At 58.9% G+C, this 18,065-nt stretch carries 21 protein-coding genes; all 21 read left to right on the top strand.

Going from position 1 to position 18,065, the window contains the following annotated elements; translation table 11 throughout:
- Positions 1-1,412, top strand: a 1,412-nt coding sequence (locus AC2FLZ_RS16375; protein ID WP_496882426.1) for an AMP-binding protein, incomplete at its 5' end; no start/stop codon positions are given.
- A complete protein-coding gene (locus tag AC2FLZ_RS16370) occupies positions 1,409-1,918 on the top strand; it encodes a hypothetical protein (protein WP_480545728.1) in 510 nt (169 codons plus the stop codon). The genes AC2FLZ_RS16375 and AC2FLZ_RS16370, both read left to right, overlap by 4 nt.
- A complete protein-coding gene (locus AC2FLZ_RS16365) occupies positions 1,915-3,522 on the top strand; it encodes a carboxyl transferase domain-containing protein (protein WP_480554112.1) in 1,608 nt (535 codons plus the stop codon). Before AC2FLZ_RS16370 ends, AC2FLZ_RS16365 begins: the two co-directional genes overlap by 4 nt.
- A 1-nt stretch (position 3,523) precedes the next feature.
- A complete protein-coding gene (locus AC2FLZ_RS16360) occupies positions 3,524-3,949 on the top strand; it encodes an ASCH domain-containing protein (RefSeq protein ID WP_496882425.1) in 426 nt (141 codons plus the stop codon).
- A 3-nt stretch (positions 3,950-3,952) separates the two neighbouring features.
- The gene (locus tag AC2FLZ_RS16355; protein WP_496882424.1) at positions 3,953-5,884 is read left to right on the top strand and encodes an acetyl/propionyl/methylcrotonyl-CoA carboxylase subunit alpha; all 1,932 of its coding nucleotides are present in this window, start codon (positions 3,953-3,955) and stop codon (positions 5,882-5,884) included.
- Between the two features lie 78 nt (positions 5,885-5,962).
- The gene (locus tag AC2FLZ_RS16350) at positions 5,963-6,814 is read left to right on the top strand and encodes a hydroxymethylglutaryl-CoA lyase (protein ID WP_480545725.1); all 852 of its coding nucleotides are present in this window, start codon (positions 5,963-5,965) and stop codon (positions 6,812-6,814) included.
- Position 6,815: 1 nt separating this feature from the next.
- The gene (locus AC2FLZ_RS16345; RefSeq protein WP_480476075.1) at positions 6,816-7,598 is read left to right on the top strand and encodes a crotonase/enoyl-CoA hydratase family protein; all 783 of its coding nucleotides are present in this window, start codon (positions 6,816-6,818) and stop codon (positions 7,596-7,598) included.
- A 193-nt stretch (positions 7,599-7,791) separates the two neighbouring features.
- The gene (locus AC2FLZ_RS16340; protein ID WP_209504455.1) at positions 7,792-8,157 is read left to right on the top strand and encodes an NADH-quinone oxidoreductase subunit A; all 366 of its coding nucleotides are present in this window, start codon (positions 7,792-7,794) and stop codon (positions 8,155-8,157) included.
- Positions 8,148-8,681: a NuoB/complex I 20 kDa subunit family protein gene (locus AC2FLZ_RS16335; RefSeq protein WP_209504454.1), complete on the top strand. Its 534-nt coding sequence runs from the start codon at positions 8,148-8,150 to the stop codon at positions 8,679-8,681. Before AC2FLZ_RS16340 ends, AC2FLZ_RS16335 begins: the two co-directional genes overlap by 10 nt.
- 12 nt (positions 8,682-8,693) lie before the next feature.
- Positions 8,694-9,296 (top strand): NADH-quinone oxidoreductase subunit C, encoded by a 603-nt coding sequence (locus tag AC2FLZ_RS16330; RefSeq protein ID WP_480554116.1) that lies wholly within the window; start codon positions 8,694-8,696, stop codon positions 9,294-9,296.
- A 2-nt stretch (positions 9,297-9,298) separates the two neighbouring features.
- A complete protein-coding gene (locus tag AC2FLZ_RS16325; RefSeq protein WP_170569030.1) occupies positions 9,299-9,472 on the top strand; it encodes a hypothetical protein in 174 nt (57 codons plus the stop codon).
- Between the two features lie 123 nt (positions 9,473-9,595).
- Positions 9,596-10,819 (top strand): NADH-quinone oxidoreductase subunit D, encoded by a 1,224-nt coding sequence (locus AC2FLZ_RS16320; protein WP_480476079.1) that lies wholly within the window; start codon positions 9,596-9,598, stop codon positions 10,817-10,819.
- The gene (gene nuoE / locus AC2FLZ_RS16315; RefSeq protein ID WP_496882423.1) at positions 10,819-11,919 is read left to right on the top strand and encodes an NADH-quinone oxidoreductase subunit NuoE; all 1,101 of its coding nucleotides are present in this window, start codon (positions 10,819-10,821) and stop codon (positions 11,917-11,919) included. The genes AC2FLZ_RS16320 and nuoE overlap by 1 nt, the downstream gene beginning before the upstream one ends.
- 30 nt (positions 11,920-11,949) lie before the next feature.
- Entirely contained in the window at positions 11,950-12,171 is a 222-nt protein-coding gene (locus AC2FLZ_RS16310) for a DUF5337 domain-containing protein (protein ID WP_209598087.1), read from the top strand.
- Between the two features lie 12 nt (positions 12,172-12,183).
- Positions 12,184-13,482: an NADH-quinone oxidoreductase subunit NuoF gene (gene nuoF / locus AC2FLZ_RS16305; protein ID WP_496882422.1), complete on the top strand. Its 1,299-nt coding sequence runs from the start codon at positions 12,184-12,186 to the stop codon at positions 13,480-13,482.
- 5 nt (positions 13,483-13,487) lie between these two features.
- A complete protein-coding gene (locus AC2FLZ_RS16300; RefSeq protein ID WP_496882421.1) occupies positions 13,488-13,904 on the top strand; it encodes an MAPEG family protein in 417 nt (138 codons plus the stop codon).
- A 37-nt stretch (positions 13,905-13,941) separates the two neighbouring features.
- Positions 13,942-14,292 (top strand): hypothetical protein, encoded by a 351-nt coding sequence (locus tag AC2FLZ_RS16295; protein ID WP_480493846.1) that lies wholly within the window; start codon positions 13,942-13,944, stop codon positions 14,290-14,292.
- On the top strand, positions 14,289-14,795 hold the full coding sequence (locus AC2FLZ_RS16290; protein ID WP_496882420.1) for a DUF5333 domain-containing protein: 507 nt from the start codon (positions 14,289-14,291) through the stop codon (positions 14,793-14,795). Before AC2FLZ_RS16295 ends, AC2FLZ_RS16290 begins: the two co-directional genes overlap by 4 nt.
- Before the next feature lie 5 nt (positions 14,796-14,800).
- Entirely contained in the window at positions 14,801-16,822 is a 2,022-nt protein-coding gene (gene nuoG / locus AC2FLZ_RS16285; RefSeq protein WP_480516392.1) for an NADH-quinone oxidoreductase subunit NuoG, read from the top strand.
- On the top strand, positions 16,819-17,034 hold the full coding sequence (locus tag AC2FLZ_RS16280) for a hypothetical protein (RefSeq protein WP_480604370.1): 216 nt from the start codon (positions 16,819-16,821) through the stop codon (positions 17,032-17,034). Before nuoG ends, AC2FLZ_RS16280 begins: the two co-directional genes overlap by 4 nt.
- Entirely contained in the window at positions 17,027-18,064 is a 1,038-nt protein-coding gene (gene nuoH, locus AC2FLZ_RS16275; protein WP_117868407.1) for an NADH-quinone oxidoreductase subunit NuoH, read from the top strand. Before AC2FLZ_RS16280 ends, nuoH begins: the two co-directional genes overlap by 8 nt.
- Position 18,065 lies beyond the last annotated feature (1 nt).

Raw genomic sequence — 18,065 nt, 5'->3', positions numbered from 1 at the left:
TCGATTTAACCGGACCGGACCCGCAGCGCATCAGCTATGCGCAGCTGTCGCAAATGACGGACGGAATAGCCCGAGCATTATTGCGCCATGTGCAGCCCGGTGATCGCGTTGGAGTATTGCTAAGCCAATCTCCCTGGTGTGCGGCGGCCCATCTGGCGATCTGGAAGATCGGCGCGGTGTCGGTCCCTTTGTTCAAACTGTTCAAGCAGGACGCGTTGCGGTCGCGGGTCAGTGACGCAGGTGCCCGGATTGTGCTGACCGACGCCGAAGGGGCTGATCTGTTGGGTGATCTGGCTGCGCCTTTGATCGCGTCGGAAATTGGCGAGGAAGGCCTTGCTGTACCATTCGTCGCGACCAGCCCAGATGATCCGGCAGTGTTGATCTACACCTCGGGCACCACCGGCAGCCCGAAGGGCGCGCTGCATGGACACCGGGTTCTGACCGGGCATCTGCCGGGAGTTTCGATCAGCCATAATCACTTGCGCGAAGGTGACTGTCTTTGGACCCCGGCGGATTGGGCGTGGATCGGCGGGCTGTTCGACGTGCTGATGCCGGGTCTTGCGCTGGGCATTCCCGTCGTTGCCGCGCGGCTTGAGAAATTCACCCCCGAGGCCTGCGCTGACATCATCGCGCGTGGCGGGGTGCGGAACGTCTTTTTCCCACCAACGGCGCTGCGAATGCTCAAGGCAGCGGATCAGGTGATCCCTGGCCTGCGCTCGGTTGCATCGGGTGGTGAGCCGCTGGGGGCCGAGATGTTGGCCTGGGGGCGGCAGGCGTTTGGTCTGACTATCAACGAGTTCTACGGTCAGACCGAGTGCAACATGGTCGTATCATCTTGCGCCGAAGATTTCCCTGTGCGTCCCGGCTGTATCGGCCAACCGGTGCCAGGGCATGAGGTTGCGGTGATTGATGAAGACGGCAACCCGACCGGTGAAGAGGGCGACGTGGCCATCCGGCGCGGCTCGGCCTCGATGCTGCTGGAGTACTGGAATCGCCCCGAAGCGACTGCCGACAAGTTCCGGGGCGACTGGCTGATCACCGGTGATCGCGGCGTGTGGGAGGGCGACTATCTGCGTTTCGTAGGGCGCGATGACGACGTGATTACCTCGGCGGGTTACCGCATTGGCCCGGCCGAGATCGAGGACTGCCTGCTGACCCACCCGGCAGTGGCGACGGTAGGCGTGGTCGGCAAACCCGATCCGCTGCGAACCGAGATTGTCAAGGCCTATGTGGTGCTGAAGCCGGGAGCCGAGGCTGCAGAGCAGGAGTTGCAGGATTGGGTCAAAGACCGTTTGGCGCACTATTCCTATCCGCGCGAGGTGGCGTTTCTGGAGGAACTGCCGATGACGGTGACGGGGAAGGTGATCCGGAAGGAATTGAAGGCGCGGGCGGCGGGGGAGATTGGTTCGTGAGAGAGACTCGCGTCATAAGCAGGTTACTATGGTCGGCCTCGGTCGCTCTGATCTTTCCGTCAGCAGCACTGAGTACTGACGATGATCCGAGTCAGTTCCATGAGCCCGTCCTCGGCGTTGAAGATTGGTTAGATGGGTGCGCGCGACTCAGCGAAGAAACGGTGATGACGGTTTCGAAAACCGAACTGGAAACCGACTGTGTCTTGTTAGCGTTGGAATATTGTACACGGGAGCAGTCGAACTCTTATGGCGAGATATGTCACGACATTTTGGTTGAGCATATTCTATTTCGAAGTGAAGAAATTTCGAAATCATTGCCTGTGAACCCGAACCTAACGGAAGTCAGGCGATTTTCGTATGCCAATGCTTTGCAGCGTGCTTCGGAAGTTACTCAAGCAATTTGCGGTGCCGATTTGTCTGAAAAACAGTGCCAATTAAAGAATGCAACTTTGAGGTGGCTGGATTTGCGGTATGCAGACCGGCTGCTGGAGGGTGAACGAAAATGAAACTCACATCCAAAGCCATGCCCGCCTCCGAGGGCTTCAAGACAAACCGCGCCGCTCATCTCGACGCGCTGGCGCAGATCTCTGCCGCCGCCGAGGCAGCCCGTATGGGGGGCGGCGAGAAATCCCGCGCGCGGCATGAATCTCGGGGCAAGATGTTGCCGCGCAGGCGGGTGGCGAACCTGCTTGATCCGGGGTCTCCGTTTTTGGAAATCGGCGCGACAGCGGCGCATGGGATGTATGGTGATGCCGCGCCATGTGCCGGGGTGATTGCGGGGATTGGCCGGGTGCAGGGGCGCGAAGTCATGGTGGTGTGTAACGATGCCACCGTGAAGGGCGGCACCTATTATCCGATGACTGTCAAAAAGCACCTGCGCGCGCAGGAGATTGCCGAGGAAAACCATCTGCCCTGCATCTATCTGGTCGACAGCGGCGGCGCGAACCTGCCCAATCAGGATGAGGTGTTCCCCGACCGCGACCATTTTGGCCGTATTTTCTACAATCAGGCGCGGATGAGCGCGAAGGGTATCCCTCAGATTGCCGTGGTGATGGGATCATGCACGGCGGGTGGGGCCTATGTACCTGCGATGTCCGATGTGACGATCATCGTAAAGGAACAGGGCACGATCTTTCTGGCAGGGCCACCATTGGTCAAAGCTGCAACGGGTGAGGTTGTTAGCGCCGAGGATCTGGGTGGCGGCGATGTGCACACACGCCTGTCGGGTGTGGCGGATTATCTGGCCGAAGATGATGCACATGCGCTGGCATTGGCGCGGCGGGCTGTCGGGTCATTGGGGGGTGCCGGGCTGAAGCCCGGCCTACTGTTCGAAGCACCCGAGGAGCCAGCTTATGATCCGGATGAAATTCTGGGTGTCGTTCCCGCCGACTTGCGCACGCCCTATGACATCCGTGAAGTGATCGCACGGCTGGTCGATGGCTCTCGGTTTGATGAGTTCAAACCCCGCTTTGGCGAGACACTGGTCACCGGCTTTGCCCATGTCAAAGGGTGCCCAGTCGGGATCATTGCCAACAATGGCGTGCTGTTCTCGGAGGCTGCGCAAAAGGGCGCGCATTTTGTCGAGCTGTGTTCGCAGCGCAAAACGCCCCTGGTCTTCCTGCAGAACATCACCGGCTTTATGGTAGGCCGCAAATACGAGAACGAAGGGATCGCCCGCCACGGCGCCAAGATGGTGACGGCAGTTGCAACGACGAGCGTTCCCAAGATCACGATGCTGGTGGGCGGCTCGTTTGGGGCCGGGAACTATGGCATGGCAGGACGCGCCTATCAGCCAAGGTTTCTGTGGACATGGCCGAACTCTCGGATTTCGGTGATGGGGGGCGAGCAGGCCGCAGGCGTATTGGCGACAGTCAGGCGCGACGGGATCGAACGACAGGGCGGTACCTGGTCGGCCGAGGAAGAGGCCGAATTCAAACGTCCGACGCTGGACATGTTCGAAGAGCAATCGCACCCGCTATATGCCTCGGCCCGTCTCTGGGACGATGGCATCATCGACCCGCGCAAAAGCCGCGATGTGCTCGCCTTGTCGCTGAGTGCGGCGCTGAATGCCCCGATTGAGGAGACACGTTTCGGCGTGTTCAGGATGTAAGATGAACGTTTCATTGAATGACGTCATGGCCCGCTATCCTGGTGCGCAGACTTTCAAGTTTGGTGACAATGCCCGGCTGAGTGCTGAGCTGCTGGCTCTGGTACGATCAGGGCGGAAAACGGCAACCTGCGGTGCGTTGCGCGACTATCCCGAAGGTAGCCCTGACACTCCTGTTGTCGGGCGGAGAGACATTGCGCTGGATTGGGATGATCGTCCGGCCTTGGTGATCGAAACGGTCGACGTCTCGACCTGCCGATACTGCGACGTAACCGAGGATTTCGCGTTGGCAGAGGGCGAAAATGAAACGCTCGAGGGATGGAGAGAGGGGCATCGCCAGTATTTCGAACGCAATGGCGGGTTTGATCCCGAGATGGAGCTGCTGTGCGAACGATTTCGCCTTGTCGAAGTTCTGGCGGTTGAGGGGTAAGCTATGTTCAACAAAATCCTGATTGCCAACCGGGGCGAGATCGCTTGCCGGGTTATGGAAACCGCTCAGAGGATGGGCGTGTCCTGTGTGGCTGTTTATTCCGATGCGGACGCTGCGGCCAAGCATGTGCAGATGGCGGATAAGGTCATTCATATCGGCGGCCCCGCCCCGGCGGAAAGCTATCTGAAGGGCGATGTGATTATTCAGGCTGCGCTGGATACGGGCGCGCAGGCGATCCATCCCGGTTATGGCTTCCTGTCAGAGAACCCCGATTTCGTCGACGCGGTCGAGGCTGCGGGTTTGACCTTTATCGGCCCATCAGCGGATGCGATCCGCAAGATGGGCCTCAAGGATGCGGCCAAGGTGTTGATGGAACAGGCTGGCGTGCCCGTGGTGCCCGGCTATCACGGCGACAATCAGGATCCCGAACATTTGGCGGGTGCGGCGGATGCGATTGGGTATCCGGTGCTGATTAAGGCCGTTGCAGGCGGCGGCGGTAAAGGTATGCGTCTGGTCGAACGCCCCGAGGATTTCCGTTCCGCATTGGACAGCGCACGGGGCGAAGCCAAAACCGCTTTTGGCAATGACGCAGTGCTGGTCGAGAAATTCGTGGCCAAACCTCGCCATATCGAAGTGCAGGTATTTGGTGACGGTACCCATGCGGTGCATCTGTTTGAACGCGATTGCTCGTTGCAACGCCGCCATCAGAAAGTGATCGAAGAGGCACCAGCCCCGGGCATGACTTCTGAGATGCGGGAGGCGATGGGGCAGGCCGGTGTGCGTGCCGCCGAGGCGATCGGGTACAAGGGTGCAGGCACGGTGGAGTTCATCGTCGATGCCTCGGACGGGCTGCGCCCCGACAGATTCTGGTTCATGGAGATGAACACCCGCCTGCAGGTGGAACACCCGGTTACAGAGGCCATCACCGGCATCGATCTGGTGGAATGGCAGTTGCGCGTTGCAGCAGGAGAGAGCCTTCCCAGGCAACAGGATGATCTGTCGATCTCGGGTCACGCCTTCGAGGCCCGGCTTTATGCCGAGGATGTACCAAAAGGGTTCTTGCCGGCGACAGGTACACTGACTCATCTGGTTTTCCCGGCCAACTGCCGTGCGGATAGTGGCGTTCGCGCAGGTGACACGATCAGCCCCTGGTATGACCCGATGATTGCCAAAGTGGTGGTGCACGGTCCGACCCGCGCCGTCGCGCTTGAGACGTTGAACCGAGTGCTGCGGGAGACCGAAGTGGCGGGCACCGTTACGAATCTTGCCTTTCTGGGAGCGCTGACCCGCCATGACGGATTTGCCTCGGGCGATGTGGATACGGGCCTGATCGGGCGCGATCTTGACGGGTTGGTGCGGGAATCGCCGACTTCGGCCACAACCGCAGTTGCGGCTGCTATGACCGCACTGGATTTGGTTAATGTCACGCCTGACACCGGGTTTTCGCTCTGGGCTCCGTTGCATCGGGCGGTGCAGCTGTCCGATCAGGGAGAGGTTTTTGATCTGGACGTGCAGGTCGACGGGTCGGATCGCCAGCTTTGGCAGCTGGGCGAACACCGTGTCGTGGCCGAGCGGATCTCGGGGCAGTGGACGCTGAACGGCGCACCGATGCCGCGGGTCGCTGTCAGCGGAACAACTTTGACCGTATTTACCGACTACGGTCACAGTTTCGACGTTATCGACCCGCTGGACCGGAATGCCAGCGCGACGGGTGACACCAACGTGATCGAGGCGCCGATGCCGGGTCTGGTCAAGGCAGTTTTTGCCACCGCGGGGCAGACCGTTCAGGAAGGCGACCGTTTGGCCATTCTGGAAGCGATGAAAATGGAGCATTCGTTGCTGGCCGCGCGCGATGGTGTGGTGGCCGAGGTGCTGGTCGAAGATGGCGCGCAGGTCGAGGCTGGGGCAGCTTTGGTGCGTTTGGAAGAAGAGTGATCTGTACCCGCGCGGCTTGACGTGCCACGGTCGCGCGATCCGTATTTGGAATGAGAACAAGCCATAAGGGGTTCTGACATGGGTGATCTGGTCGAAATCTACGAAGTTGGACCGCGCGACGGGCTACAAAACGAAACGCGTGAGATACCGGTTGCCGACAAGGTGGCGCTGATCAATTGCCTCAGTCGCGCCGGGTTTCGACGGATCGAAGTTGCAAGCTTTGTCTCTCCCAAATGGGTGCCTCAAATGGCGGGGTCGGCGCAGGTTCTGGCCGGTATTACCCGCGCGGACGGCGTGCGCTACGCGGCGTTGACGCCGAATATGCGCGGGTATGAGGATGCGCTGGCCGCCAAAGCGGATGAGATTGCCATTTTTGCGTCGGCTTCCGAGGGGTTTTCCAAGGCAAACATCAATGCCTCGATCGCCGAGTCAATCGAACGGTTCACGCCGATTCTCGAAGCGGCGCGTCATATCGACCTTCCGGTTCGCGGCTACGTCTCTTGCGTGACGGATTGCCCCTATGATGGCCCGACCCCGCCCGAGAAAGTCGCCGAAATTGCCGACCGGTTGTTTGCGTTGGGCTGTTACGAGGTGTCATTGGGGGACACGATCGGGCAAGGCACGCCAGACAAGATTGCGCATATGCTTCTGGCGGTTCGGGAAAGGGTTCCTGTGACGCGGCTTGCCGGGCATTTTCATGACACCAATGGGCGTGCAATCGACAATATCGATGCGGCACTTTCGCTGGGTGTGCGTGTGTTCGACGCGGCCGTGGGTGGGCTTGGCGGTTGCCCATATGCTCCGGGGGCTGCGGGTAATGTCGCGACTGAAACCGTTGCAGCGCATTTGCACCGGTTGGGCTATCAAACCGGTCTGGATATCGATGTGGTCGAAGAGGCCGCGCAGATGGCCAAGGCGTTGAGAGGCTAACATGTTCGAAACAATCTCGATTTCAGCAGACGAACGCGGTGTTGCCACGTTAACTCTGGACCGGGCGGAAAAGCACAACGCGCTCTCGGGTCAGATGATTGCCGAGCTGACACAGGCCGCGTCGCAACTGGGTCAGGATGGCACTGTCAGAGCGGTCGTTCTGGCTGCTGCGGGAAAGACGTTTTGCGCTGGTGGTGATCTGGGATGGATGCAGGACCAGATGGCGGCCGACAAGGCGACGCGGTTTGTCGAGGCGCGCAAGCTGGCCGAGATGTTGCAGGCGTTGAACACGATGCCCAAACCCCTGATCGGGGCGCTACAAGGCAACGCCTTTGGCGGAGGTGTTGGAATGGCGGCCGTGTGCGATGTCGCCATCGGTGTAGATAGTCTGAAGATGGGACTGACCGAGACCCGGCTTGGGCTGATCCCAGCGACAATCGGCCCTTATGTTATCGCTCGTATGGGTGAGGCGCGGGCACGGCGTGTATTCATGTCGGCCCGGTTGTTCGATGCGCCCGAAGCGGTTGATTTGGGATTGCTGGCAAAGGCTGTGCCTCCCGAGCAGCTTGCGGCTGCGATAGAAGATGAACTCCGGCCCTATCTTTCGTGCGCGCCGGGGGCAGTTGCATCTGCCAAGGCATTGGTTCGAACTCTGGGACCTCGTATTGATGATGCCACAATCGACCAGACCATCAACGAACTGGTCGAGCGCTGGGAAACGGAAGAGGCACGTGAAGGGATCGCGGCGTTCTTCGAAAAACGTAAACCTGCATGGAATAAGTAAGTTTACCGAGTTTCCGTAAGCCAATGCAAATCGCTCGTGATGCGATTCTATGCCGCGCTGTCAAGCGTATGTTTGATGGCAGAGGGGGCTGTGTTCGGTTGACCCTCTGACCCGGCGGGGATAGAGAATGTCCAGTCAACACGCCAATTGACGGCGCACCCGACAAGATGCGTGCGCAAGAAAGGAGCTATTCGTGGAAGACCTGCTGCGGGAGTATCTCCCGATTCTGGTGTTTCTGGCCGTTGCCGTAGGCCTTGGAATCGTCCTGATTCTTGCCGCCGTTGTACTGGCTGTCCGCAATCCCGACCCCGAAAAGGTCAGCGCATATGAATGTGGCTTCAATGCATTCGACGATGCGCGAATGAAATTTGACGTCCGATTCTATCTGGTCTCGATTCTCTTCATCATCTTTGATCTTGAGATCGCATTCCTGTTTCCCTGGGCTGTCGGGTTCCGCGATATCAGCGATGTCGGCTTCTGGTCGATGATGGTGTTTCTGGCCGTGCTGACCATCGGCTTTGCCTATGAGTGGAAGAAAGGGGCCCTGGAATGGGAGTGATGACCGGTGCAAATACCGCTGGCGTCGACAAAGAAGTCGCCACTCAGGCCCTGAATGCCGAGTTGCAGGACAAAGGTTTTCTGCTGACCTCGAGCGAGGATATTATCAACTGGGCCCGTACGGGTTCGCTGCATTGGATGACCTTTGGTCTGGCCTGCTGCGCGGTTGAAATGATGCACACTTCGATGCCGCGCTATGATGCGGAACGTTTCGGCATCGCGCCACGCGCCTCTCCGCGCCAATCTGACGTGATGATCGTGGCTGGCACGCTGACCAACAAGATGGCTCCTGCCTTGCGCAAGGTTTACGACCAGATGCCCGAGCCGCGCTATGTGATCTCGATGGGATCCTGCGCGAATGGGGGGGGCTACTACCACTATTCCTATTCCGTCGTGCGTGGCTGTGACCGGGTTGTTCCGGTGGATATTTACGTGCCTGGCTGCCCTCCAACCGCCGAGGCGCTGCTTTACGGTCTGCTACAGCTGCAACGCAAAATCCGCCGCACCGGCACAATTGTACGCTGAGGGGAAGGGTAGATGAGCGAAGCACTCAAAGAACTCGGCACCCAGCTTGAACTGAAACGAGCCGATTGCGTTCTGTCCTGGGATGTGACCCATGGCGAGCTGAACGTCGATGTGGCGCCGTCGAATCTGGTGGAATTCGTAGAATTCCTGCGGTCGGACCAAAACTGCAAGTTCTCAACATTGGTGGATATCACCGGCGTCGATTACCCCGAACGTGCCAAGCGGTTCGATGTGGTGTACCACTTCCTGTCGATGTACCAGAACCAGCGTGTCCGTCTGCGGGTTTCGATCCGCGAAGATGACATGGTGCCTTCGATCGTCGATATCCACCCCTCGGCCAACTGGTTCGAGCGTGAGGTGTTCGACATGTTCGGCATCCTGTTCTCGGGACATCCAGATTTGCGGCGGATTCTGACGGACTATGGATTCCGTGGCCATCCGCTGCGCAAGGATTTCCCGACCACCGGCTACACCGAGGTGCGTTATGACGAGGCGCAGAAACGCGTGGTCTATGAGCCGGTCAGTCTGGTGCAGGAATACCGTCAGTTTGATTTCATGTCCCCATGGGAAGGTGCGAACTACATTCTGCCGGGGGATGAGAAACAGGAGACGTAATCATGGAGTTCCTGATCTGGATAATTCTGGTTGTTGCAACGGTCATTCCGATGATCAAGCTGCTGCCGCATTTCGGGATCAACAAGAACTGGGCGTTTGCATGCATCATCTCTCCGGTCGTGATTGTCCTGCTGTGGATGATGGCGATGAAACTGCAAGAGATGGAGCGACGCTGAGATGATGGGTGAGTTGATCATTCTGGGCGCGTTAGGGGTTCTACTGGCCGGAGCTGCGGTCAAAGCGACCGAGGCGGAAAAGGTCCGGGTTCGGGCCGAAGCAAAGAAGAAACGAGGGCGGTGATGGACGGCTCAAGATACGATGACGGCAGCACGGACGCGCTGAGCGGCGAGCAGAAGATCCGCAACTTTAACATCAACTTCGGCCCGCAACACCCTGCGGCTCACGGAGTTTTGCGTCTGGTGCTCGAGTTGGACGGTGAAATCGTCGAGCGTTGCGACCCGCATATCGGCTTGCTGCACCGTGGCACCGAAAAGCTGATGGAAAGCCGGACCTATCTGCAGAACCTGCCGTATTTCGACCGTCTGGACTATGTAGCACCGATGAACCAGGAACATGCCTGGTGTCTGGCCATCGAAAAGCTGACCGGGGTCGAGGTGCCGCGCCGTGGCTCTCTGATCCGGGTTCTGTATTCCGAGATCGGGCGCATCCTGAACCACCTGCTGAACGTGACGACGCAGGCGATGGACGTCGGCGCACTGACCCCGCCACTCTGGGGTTTTGAAGAGCGTGAAAAGCTGATGGTGTTCTATGAGCGTGCCTGCGGTGCCCGCCTGCACGCCGCTTATTTCCGTCCGGGTGGTGTACATCAGGACCTGCCGCCGGAACTGCTGGACGATATCGAGGCGTGGAGCCACGAATTCCCCAACGTCCTTGATGACATTGACGGGCTGCTGACCGAAAACCGCATCTTCAAACAGCGCAACGCTGATATCGGCGTCGTGACCGAGGATGACATCCAGAAGTACGGCTTCTCGGGCGTGATGGTGCGCGGATCGGGTCTGGCATGGGACCTGCGCCGCGCGCAGCCCTACGAGTGCTACGACGAGTTCGAGTTCCAGATCCCTGTTGGCAAGAACGGCGACTGTTATGACCGCTACCTTGTCCGTATGGAAGAAATGCGCCAGTCGCTGCTGATCATCCGTCAGGCCATCGCCAAAATCCGCGAGTGCCCGGGTGACGTTCTGGCGCGTGGCAAGATCACTCCGCCGAAACGCTCGGACATGAAGACCTCGATGGAAAGTCTGATCCATCACTTCAAGCTGTACACCGAAGGCTTCCACGTTCCTGCCGGTGAAGTTTATGCCGCCGTCGAAGCCCCCAAGGGCGAGTTCGGCGTCTATCTGGTCGCTGACGGCACCAACAAACCCTACCGCGCCAAACTGCGCGCGCCGGGTTTCCTGCACCTGCAAGCCATGGACCACGTTGCCAAAGGCCACCAACTGGCCGACGTCGCCGCCATCATCGGCACTATGGACGTCGTATTTGGAGAGATTGACCGCTAATGCTCCGCCGTCTTCATCCCGAACAACCTGAAAGCTTTGCCTTCACCGCTGCCAACCAGCAATGGGCCGAAGCGCAGATTACCAAATATCCCGAAGGCCGTCAGGCCAGTGCGGTGATCCCTCTGCTGTGGCGTGCGCAGGAGCAGGAAGGCTGGCTGAGTCGCCCGGCGATTGAATCCGTCGCCGACATGCTGGGTATGGCTTATATCCGCGTGCTAGAGGTGGCCTCGTTCTACTTCATGTTCCAGCTGCAACCGGTGGGATCTGTGGCCCATGTTCAAGTTTGCGGAACGACCTCATGCATGATTTGCGGGGCCGAGGATCTGATCGCTGTTTGCAAGGAGAAGATCGCGGCCAAGCCACACGTGCTGTCCGCCGATGGCAAGCTGAGCTGGGAAGAGGTCGAATGCCTTGGCTCCTGCGCCAATGCGCCGATGGCGCAGATCGGCAAGGATTACTACGAAGACCTGACCGCTGCGAGCTTTGGCAAGATCCTTGATGATCTGGTGGCGGGGAAAGTTCCGACGCCGGGCCCGCAGAATGGTCGCTATGCGGCTGAACCGCTCAAGGGGCTGACCAGCCTGACGGAGTATGACAGCGGCAAAACGCAGTACAACGCCAGCGTCGAACTGGCCACCGATATTGGCGATACGGTCAGGCGCATTGATGGGACCGAGGTTCCGATCCTGACCCCTTGGTTGGGCAAGGATGGCAAAGCGGCTGCGACCAAAGCTGCACCGAAGCCGCCCAAAGCGCCAGCCCCAGCGAAACCTGCTGTGAAACAGGCCGCTGAGGCGAAGGCAGCGCAAGAGGACCAGCCCGAAACACTGACAGGCGCGCGCGACGGCAAGGCAGATAACCTGAAACTGTTGAAAGGCGTAGGCCCCAAGCTGGAGCAGACCCTGAACGAGCTGGGCTTCTTCCACTATGATCAGATCGCAGCCTGGACGCCGGAACAGGTCGCATGGGTAGATGCTCGGTTGAAGTTCAAGGGCCGGATCGAGCGCGATGGCTGGATTGAACAGGCAGCCAAGCTTGCGGCGGGTGAGGAAACCGAATTTGCCAAACGTGCCAAGGAAGATGGCACTTACGAAGACTAAACGGGTGCCCCATCGGCGCATCGGGGGATGATGGACAAGGATAAGGATCAGGCCATAGCCCGAAAGGGCCGACATATCGGCATCGTCATAGCGGTGACGATGGTGATCTGGCTTGCCATGAACCTGTTCATTGGCCCCGCGCTGGGTTTGACGGCCCGGCACGCGCTGCTGTTTGATTTTGCCGCTCTGGCGGCATTCATTTATGCGGGTGTGAACATTTTTCAACTCTGGCGCATGCGTCAGGACAGCTGAAGGTAGCGAATGATGCTTAAGGATCAGGACCGGATCTTTACCAACATCTACGGGATGCACGAACGCACGCTGAAAGGCGCGCAAGCCCGCGGGCATTGGGACGGCACAGCTGGCCTGATTGAAAAGGGCCGGGACTGGATCATTCAGACAATGAAGGATTCCGGGCTGCGCGGACGCGGCGGTGCGGGCTTCCCAACTGGCCTGAAATGGTCGTTCATGCCAAAGGAAAGCGACGGTCGCCCTTCCTATCTGGTTGTGAATGCCGATGAATCCGAGCCCGGCACCTGCAAAGACCGTGAGATCATGCGCCATGATCCCCACACGTTGATTGAAGGGTGTCTGATCGCCTCTTTCGCGATGAACGCGCATACCTGCTATATCTACCTGCGCGGCGAATATATCCGCGAGCGCGAGGCATTGCAGACCGCGATTGACGAGGCCTATGACGCGGGGCTTCTTGGTAAAAACGCCGCCGGTTCGGGCTGGGATTTCGATCTTTTCCTTCATCACGGGGCAGGGGCTTATATTTGTGGCGAGGAAACCGCCCTGATCGAGAGCCTTGAGGGCAAGAAGGGCATGCCGCGGATGAAACCTCCGTTCCCGGCGGGCGCGGGGCTGTACGGATGTCCGACCACTGTGAACAACGTGGAATCCATCGCGGTGGTGCCGACCATCTTGCGACGGGGTGCGGATTGGTTCGCTGGATTTGGTCGTCAGAACAACGCAGGTACCAAGCTGTTTGCGATCTCGGGCCACGTGAACAACCCTTGCGTCGTCGAAGAGGCGATGTCGATCCCGTTCGAACAGCTGATCGAAACCCATTGCGGAGGCATCCGCGGCGGGTGGGATAATCTGCTGGCGGTTATTCCTGGTGGATCCTCGGTTCCCTGCGTGCGCGGTGAAAACATGCGCGACGCGATCATGGATTTCGATTACCTGCGCAACGATCTGGGGTCGGGTCTGGGCACGGCAGCGGTGATTGTGATGGACAAGTCCACCGACATCATCAAGGCGATCTGGCGCCTGTCGAAGTTTTACAAGCATGAAAGCTGTGGTCAGTGTACGCCGTGTCGCGAAGGCACCGGCTGGATGATGCGTGTGATGGATCGTCTAGTTCGCGGCGAGGCTGAGCTGGAAGAGATCGACATGTTGTTTGACGTGACCAAACAGGTCGAAGGACACACGATCTGCGCCTTGGGCGATGCGGCCGCCTGGCCGATCCAGGGCCTGATCCGCAATTTCCGGGAAGAGATCGAAGACCGCATCAAGGCTCAGAAATCGGGCCGTATGGGTGCGATGGCAGCGGAGTGAACGAGATGGAAGTGTTTGCAGAATATAGCCACGCAATTGCGTCGGTTGTGCTTTTCACGCTGGTTGTATTGTTTCTGGCGCCGTTTTCGGCACTGGCCAAACAAGCCAAGGGGCTGGCACCCGGTGCGACACCTGACCAGGATTATGCCGACAAGGCGTATCGTCTGAACCGGGCCTATCTGAACGGGACGGAGACACTTCCTGCGTTTGTGACAGTCATTACAGCGGCGATTCTGCTGGGCGTCAGCCCGTTCTGGGTAAACCTGCTGGCCTCGGTGGCGCTGGTTGCGCGCTTGGCGATGCTGGTGGTGCACTTGAAGGGGATCGGCAAGCCAACCAGCGGCTCGCGGACAATTTTGTATGTGATCGGATGGGCGTGCATGTTCGTGATCGGGCTTATGGCATTGATCGCGGCGTTTTGATAGCGACGCTGCGGAACAGAAAACAAAGAGGGAAAGTATGAAGGCCCCCAAAGCCCTTATTGTTGCGCTGGCATTGGCTGGTGTTTCCGCTTGCGGTCTGGTTAAACCGTCGGCAGATCGGCTTTTGTTTGATGGCAAGTCGTTCAGAACCAAGGCGAAGGTGGTCGACAAGAAGACCTCGCCCGCGGACTTTACGGTTGTCGTCAAAGGCGTCTCTGCTTCACTCGATGGTGCGCGCGAGGCCGGACGTCATGAAGGAACCAAATTCTGCATCCAGAACTTCGGGTCGTCTCGGATTTCGTGGACGGTGGGTCCGGATACAGACCCGCAGAACCTTAGCATCAGCAATGATCAACTGACATTTGCAGGAACCTGCCAGCGGCCATGACCGGTGTTTTTCCATATCTCCGGTGGGCGGGCAGGGTGTTATTGCCTAGCAGCCGCGAACCGCTTCGTCTTGGACAGTCCAAGTCGAAAGGAAAACCCATGTCTGTTACAAAACTAGCCGCCCTCGCATCGCTGATGGCCTTGCCGACGGTTGTAGAAGCAAAGCCGCCCTTGAGGGATGTCAAAGAGATCGACAACGAACTCTACTACATCGCCATTGCAAATGAGATTTCCGAGTTCTGCCCGTCGATCAGCGGGCGGCGATTGAAAGCGATCAGTGTGATGTGGGGACTGCGCTCCAAAGCGAATAATCTGGGGTACTCGGACACGGAAATCCGCTCATATGTCGAGTCGGATGCTGAAAAGGATCGGATGCGGGCGAAGGGCGAGGCTTATCTGGCGAAAAACGGCGTGTCCTACGACAACCCCAAAACGTTCTGCTCTTTGGGGCAGAAGGAAATCCAAAGAAACAGCGCCATTGGCGTTTATTTGAGAGCGAACTGAGAGCCATGTCTGACCTCCGCAAGATCAATATCGACGGGCAGGAAATCGAAGTCGAAGGTGCGATGACCCTGATACAGGCCTGTGAGCAGGCCGGGGTCGAGGTGCCGCGTTTCTGCTATCACGAGCGTCTGTCGATTGCGGGAAACTGCCGGATGTGTCTGGTTGAAGTGGTGGGCGGTCCGCCGAAACCGGCTGCATCCTGCGCGATGCAGGTACGCGATCTGCGCCCGGGGCCAGAAGGGCAGCCACCGGTGGTCAAGACGAACTCTCCCATGGTCAAGAAGGCCCGCGAAGGGGTGATGGAGTTCCTGCTGATCAACCACCCATTGGATTGCCCGATCTGTGATCAGGGCGGAGAGTGCGATCTTCAGGATCAGGCGATGGCTTATGGCCTGTCCGGTTCGCGGTTCAAGGAAGCCAAACGCGCGGTTGATGATCTGGATCTGGGACCGCTTGTGGGCACCGCAATGACCCGCTGCATCAGTTGCACCCGTTGCGTGCGCTTTACCACCGAAGTCGCCGGGATCACTCAGATGGGTCAGACAGGGCGCGGTGAGGATGCCGAGATCACCTCGTATCTGAACCAGACGCTGGATTCGAACCTGCAGGGCAACATTATCGACCTGTGCCCGGTTGGGGCACTGACCTCGAAACCTTATGCGTTTACCGCCCGCCCGTGGGAATTGACCAAGACCGAAAGCATCGACGTCATGGACGCGCTGGGATCGAACATTCGTGTCGATACCAAAGGGCGCGAGGTGATGCGCTTCCTTCCTCGCAATCATGACGGAGTGAATGAAGAGTGGATCAGCGACAAAACCCGCTTTGTCTGGGACGGGTTGCGGCGTCAGCGACTGGACAAGCCTTACATCCGCGAAAACGGTAAGCTGCGCCCGGCCTCATGGTCCGAAGCTCTGACCAAGGCCGCAGAATCGCTGAAAGGTGCTGAGAAGCCAGCCGGTATCGTCGGTGATCTGGTACCGGTCGAGGCCGCATTCGCATTGAAACAGATGATCGAAGGGCAAGGCGGAGTTGTTGAGTGCCGCACCGATGGGGCCAAGCTTCCGGTCGGGAACCGTGGCGGATATGCCGGGACCGCCGCGATTGAAGTCATCGATACGGCCGAGCGTATTCTTCTGATTGGCACCAACCCGCGCGATGAAGCACCGGTTTTGAACGCGCGTATCCGCAAGGCGTGGGCGCACGGGGCCGAAGTCGCTTTGGTGGGTCCAGCGGTCGATCTGACTTATGGGTACCATCATGTGGGCGATGATCGCGCAGCGCTGCAAAAGGTTGTCGACATGGGCGGCGACGATGAAATCAGGGGTAAACGCTCGCTGGTCATCGTCGGGCAGGGAGCGCTGCAGGAGGCGGACGGAGGAGCTGTTCTGGCTGCCGCGCAAACAATTGCCGCAAATACGGAAAGCGGCCTGATCATTTTGCACACTGCGGCGTCGCGCGTGGGCGCGATGGATGTGGACGCCACCAACGATGGCGGTATGGAAGCAATCAATGCTGCGGATGTGATCTATAACCTTGGTGCGGATGAGGTCGAAATCGGCGAAGGCGCCTTTGTGATTTATCAGGGCAGCCACGGGGATCGGGGCGCGCATCGCGCAGATGTGATCCTGCCGGGCGCGGCATATACCGAGGAAAACGGTCTGTTCGTGAACATGGAAGGCCGCCCGCAACTGGCGATGCGCGCTGGGTTTGCGCCTGGTGAGGCCAAGGAAAACTGGGCCATCCTGCGTGCGCTGTCGGCTGAGCTGGGGGCGACACTCCCCTATGACTCGCTTGCGCAGTTGCGCACAGCCTTGATCGAGGCGGTTCCCCATCTGGCCCGCATCGACGAGGTGATCGAGAATGAGGTTCAAGCGCTGGAGGCCGGGTCTTTGGGCAAGGCGACCTTCCGCAATGCGATCAAGGATTTCTATCTGACCAACCCGATCGCTCGGGCCTCGCAACTGATGGCCGAGCTTTCGGCGCAGGCGCAAGCCCGCAAAGCTGAGAAGATTGCGGCGGAATGAACGAAAGCAGTTTCATATCGCAAACCAGCGCTGTGGTCGGGTGGCACCTGACTGCGCCGGAAATGTGCGTGAAACGAAAGAAAAAGGGTGGCGCAATGGCGGCAGATGCTGTTTACACCAACGCGCCGACCCAGCCGCAGTTTGCGCAGGCATCGGGCCTTTGCATCGCGCGCGAAAAACGGAATACCCACGGTGTGAGGACCAATGGCTGAATTCTTTAACACCCCCGGCGGAATAGCCATCATCATTCTGGCGCAAGTGCTTGCTGTTGTTGCCTTCGTGATGATCTCGCTGTTGTTCCTTGTTTATGGCGACCGCAAGATCTGGGCCGCTGTCCAGATGCGCCGCGGCCCTAACGTGGTCGGCGTTTACGGTCTGCTGCAATCGGTGGCGGATGCGTTGAAATACGTCGTCAAAGAGGTCGTGATCCCCGCGGGGGCCGACCGCACGGTTTTCATCCTCGCGCCGCTCACCTCTTTCGTGTTGGCGATGATCGCCTGGGCGGTGATCCCGTTCAATGATGGCTGGGTCCTGTCGGACATCAACGTCGCAATCCTCTATGTCTTCGCCGTGTCCTCGCTTGAGGTTTATGGCGTGATCATGGGTGGTTGGGCGTCGAACTCAAAGTACCCGTTCTTGGGCTCGTTGCGCTCAGCCGCACAGATGATCTCATACGAGGTTTCCATCGGTCTGATCATCATCGGTGTGATCATCTCGACCGGGTCGATGAACTTTGGTGACATCGTCCGCGCGCAGGATGGGTCGTTCGGCTTCTTCAGCTGGTACTGGCTGCCGCATTTCCCGATGGTCTTTCTGTTCTTCATTTCGGCGCTGGCCGAGACCAACCGACCACCGTTTGACCTGCCCGAAGCGGAATCGGAACTGGTGGCGGGTTATCAGGTCGAATATTCGGCCACACCCTTCCTGCTGTTCATGGCCGGTGAATACATCGCGATCTTCCTGATGTGCGCGCTGACCTCGCTGCTGTTCTTCGGCGGCTGGCTGTCGCCAATCCCGGGCCTGCCCGATGGCGTGTTGTGGATGGTCGCCAAGATGGCGTTCTTCTTCTTCATCTTCGCGATGGTCAAGGCCATCACGCCTCGCTACCGCTATGACCAGCTGATGCGATTGGGCTGGAAAGTTTTCCTGCCGTTCTCGCTGGTTTGGGTGGTCTTTGTGGCCTTTGCGGCGAAATTCGACTGGTTCTGGGGCGCATTCGCCCGTTGGAGCGTAGGAGGCTGAT

Source organism: Ruegeria sp. YKSF131 (genome assembly GCF_059612645.1).
This window is presented reverse-complemented; position numbering and strand designations above follow the sequence as displayed.

Excerpts from the sequence above, each read along its gene's own strand:
- AC2FLZ_RS16365 (WP_480554112.1), top strand. The coding sequence starts at position 1,915 with ATGAAACTCACATCCAAAGCCATGCCCGCCTCCGAGGGCTTCAAGACA.
- AC2FLZ_RS16360 (WP_496882425.1), top strand. The coding sequence starts at position 3,524 with ATGAACGTTTCATTGAATGACGTCATGGCCCGCTATCCTGGTGCGCAG.
- AC2FLZ_RS16355 (WP_496882424.1), top strand. The coding sequence starts at position 3,953 with ATGTTCAACAAAATCCTGATTGCCAACCGGGGCGAGATCGCTTGCCGG.
- AC2FLZ_RS16350 (WP_480545725.1), top strand. The coding sequence starts at position 5,963 with ATGGGTGATCTGGTCGAAATCTACGAAGTTGGACCGCGCGACGGGCTA.
- AC2FLZ_RS16345 (WP_480476075.1), top strand. The coding sequence starts at position 6,816 with ATGTTCGAAACAATCTCGATTTCAGCAGACGAACGCGGTGTTGCCACG.
- AC2FLZ_RS16335 (WP_209504454.1), top strand. The coding sequence starts at position 8,148 with ATGGGAGTGATGACCGGTGCAAATACCGCTGGCGTCGACAAAGAAGTC.
- AC2FLZ_RS16330 (WP_480554116.1), top strand. The coding sequence starts at position 8,694 with ATGAGCGAAGCACTCAAAGAACTCGGCACCCAGCTTGAACTGAAACGA.
- AC2FLZ_RS16325 (WP_170569030.1), top strand. The coding sequence starts at position 9,299 with ATGGAGTTCCTGATCTGGATAATTCTGGTTGTTGCAACGGTCATTCCG.
- AC2FLZ_RS16320 (WP_480476079.1), top strand. The coding sequence starts at position 9,596 with ATGGACGGCTCAAGATACGATGACGGCAGCACGGACGCGCTGAGCGGC.
- nuoE (WP_496882423.1), top strand. The coding sequence starts at position 10,819 with ATGCTCCGCCGTCTTCATCCCGAACAACCTGAAAGCTTTGCCTTCACC.
- AC2FLZ_RS16310 (WP_209598087.1), top strand. The coding sequence starts at position 11,950 with ATGGACAAGGATAAGGATCAGGCCATAGCCCGAAAGGGCCGACATATC.
- nuoF (WP_496882422.1), top strand. The coding sequence starts at position 12,184 with ATGCTTAAGGATCAGGACCGGATCTTTACCAACATCTACGGGATGCAC.
- AC2FLZ_RS16300 (WP_496882421.1), top strand. The coding sequence starts at position 13,488 with ATGGAAGTGTTTGCAGAATATAGCCACGCAATTGCGTCGGTTGTGCTT.
- AC2FLZ_RS16295 (WP_480493846.1), top strand. The coding sequence starts at position 13,942 with ATGAAGGCCCCCAAAGCCCTTATTGTTGCGCTGGCATTGGCTGGTGTT.
- AC2FLZ_RS16290 (WP_496882420.1), top strand. The coding sequence starts at position 14,289 with ATGACCGGTGTTTTTCCATATCTCCGGTGGGCGGGCAGGGTGTTATTG.
- nuoG (WP_480516392.1), top strand. The coding sequence starts at position 14,801 with ATGTCTGACCTCCGCAAGATCAATATCGACGGGCAGGAAATCGAAGTC.
- AC2FLZ_RS16280 (WP_480604370.1), top strand. The coding sequence starts at position 16,819 with ATGAACGAAAGCAGTTTCATATCGCAAACCAGCGCTGTGGTCGGGTGG.
- nuoH (WP_117868407.1), top strand. The coding sequence starts at position 17,027 with ATGGCTGAATTCTTTAACACCCCCGGCGGAATAGCCATCATCATTCTG.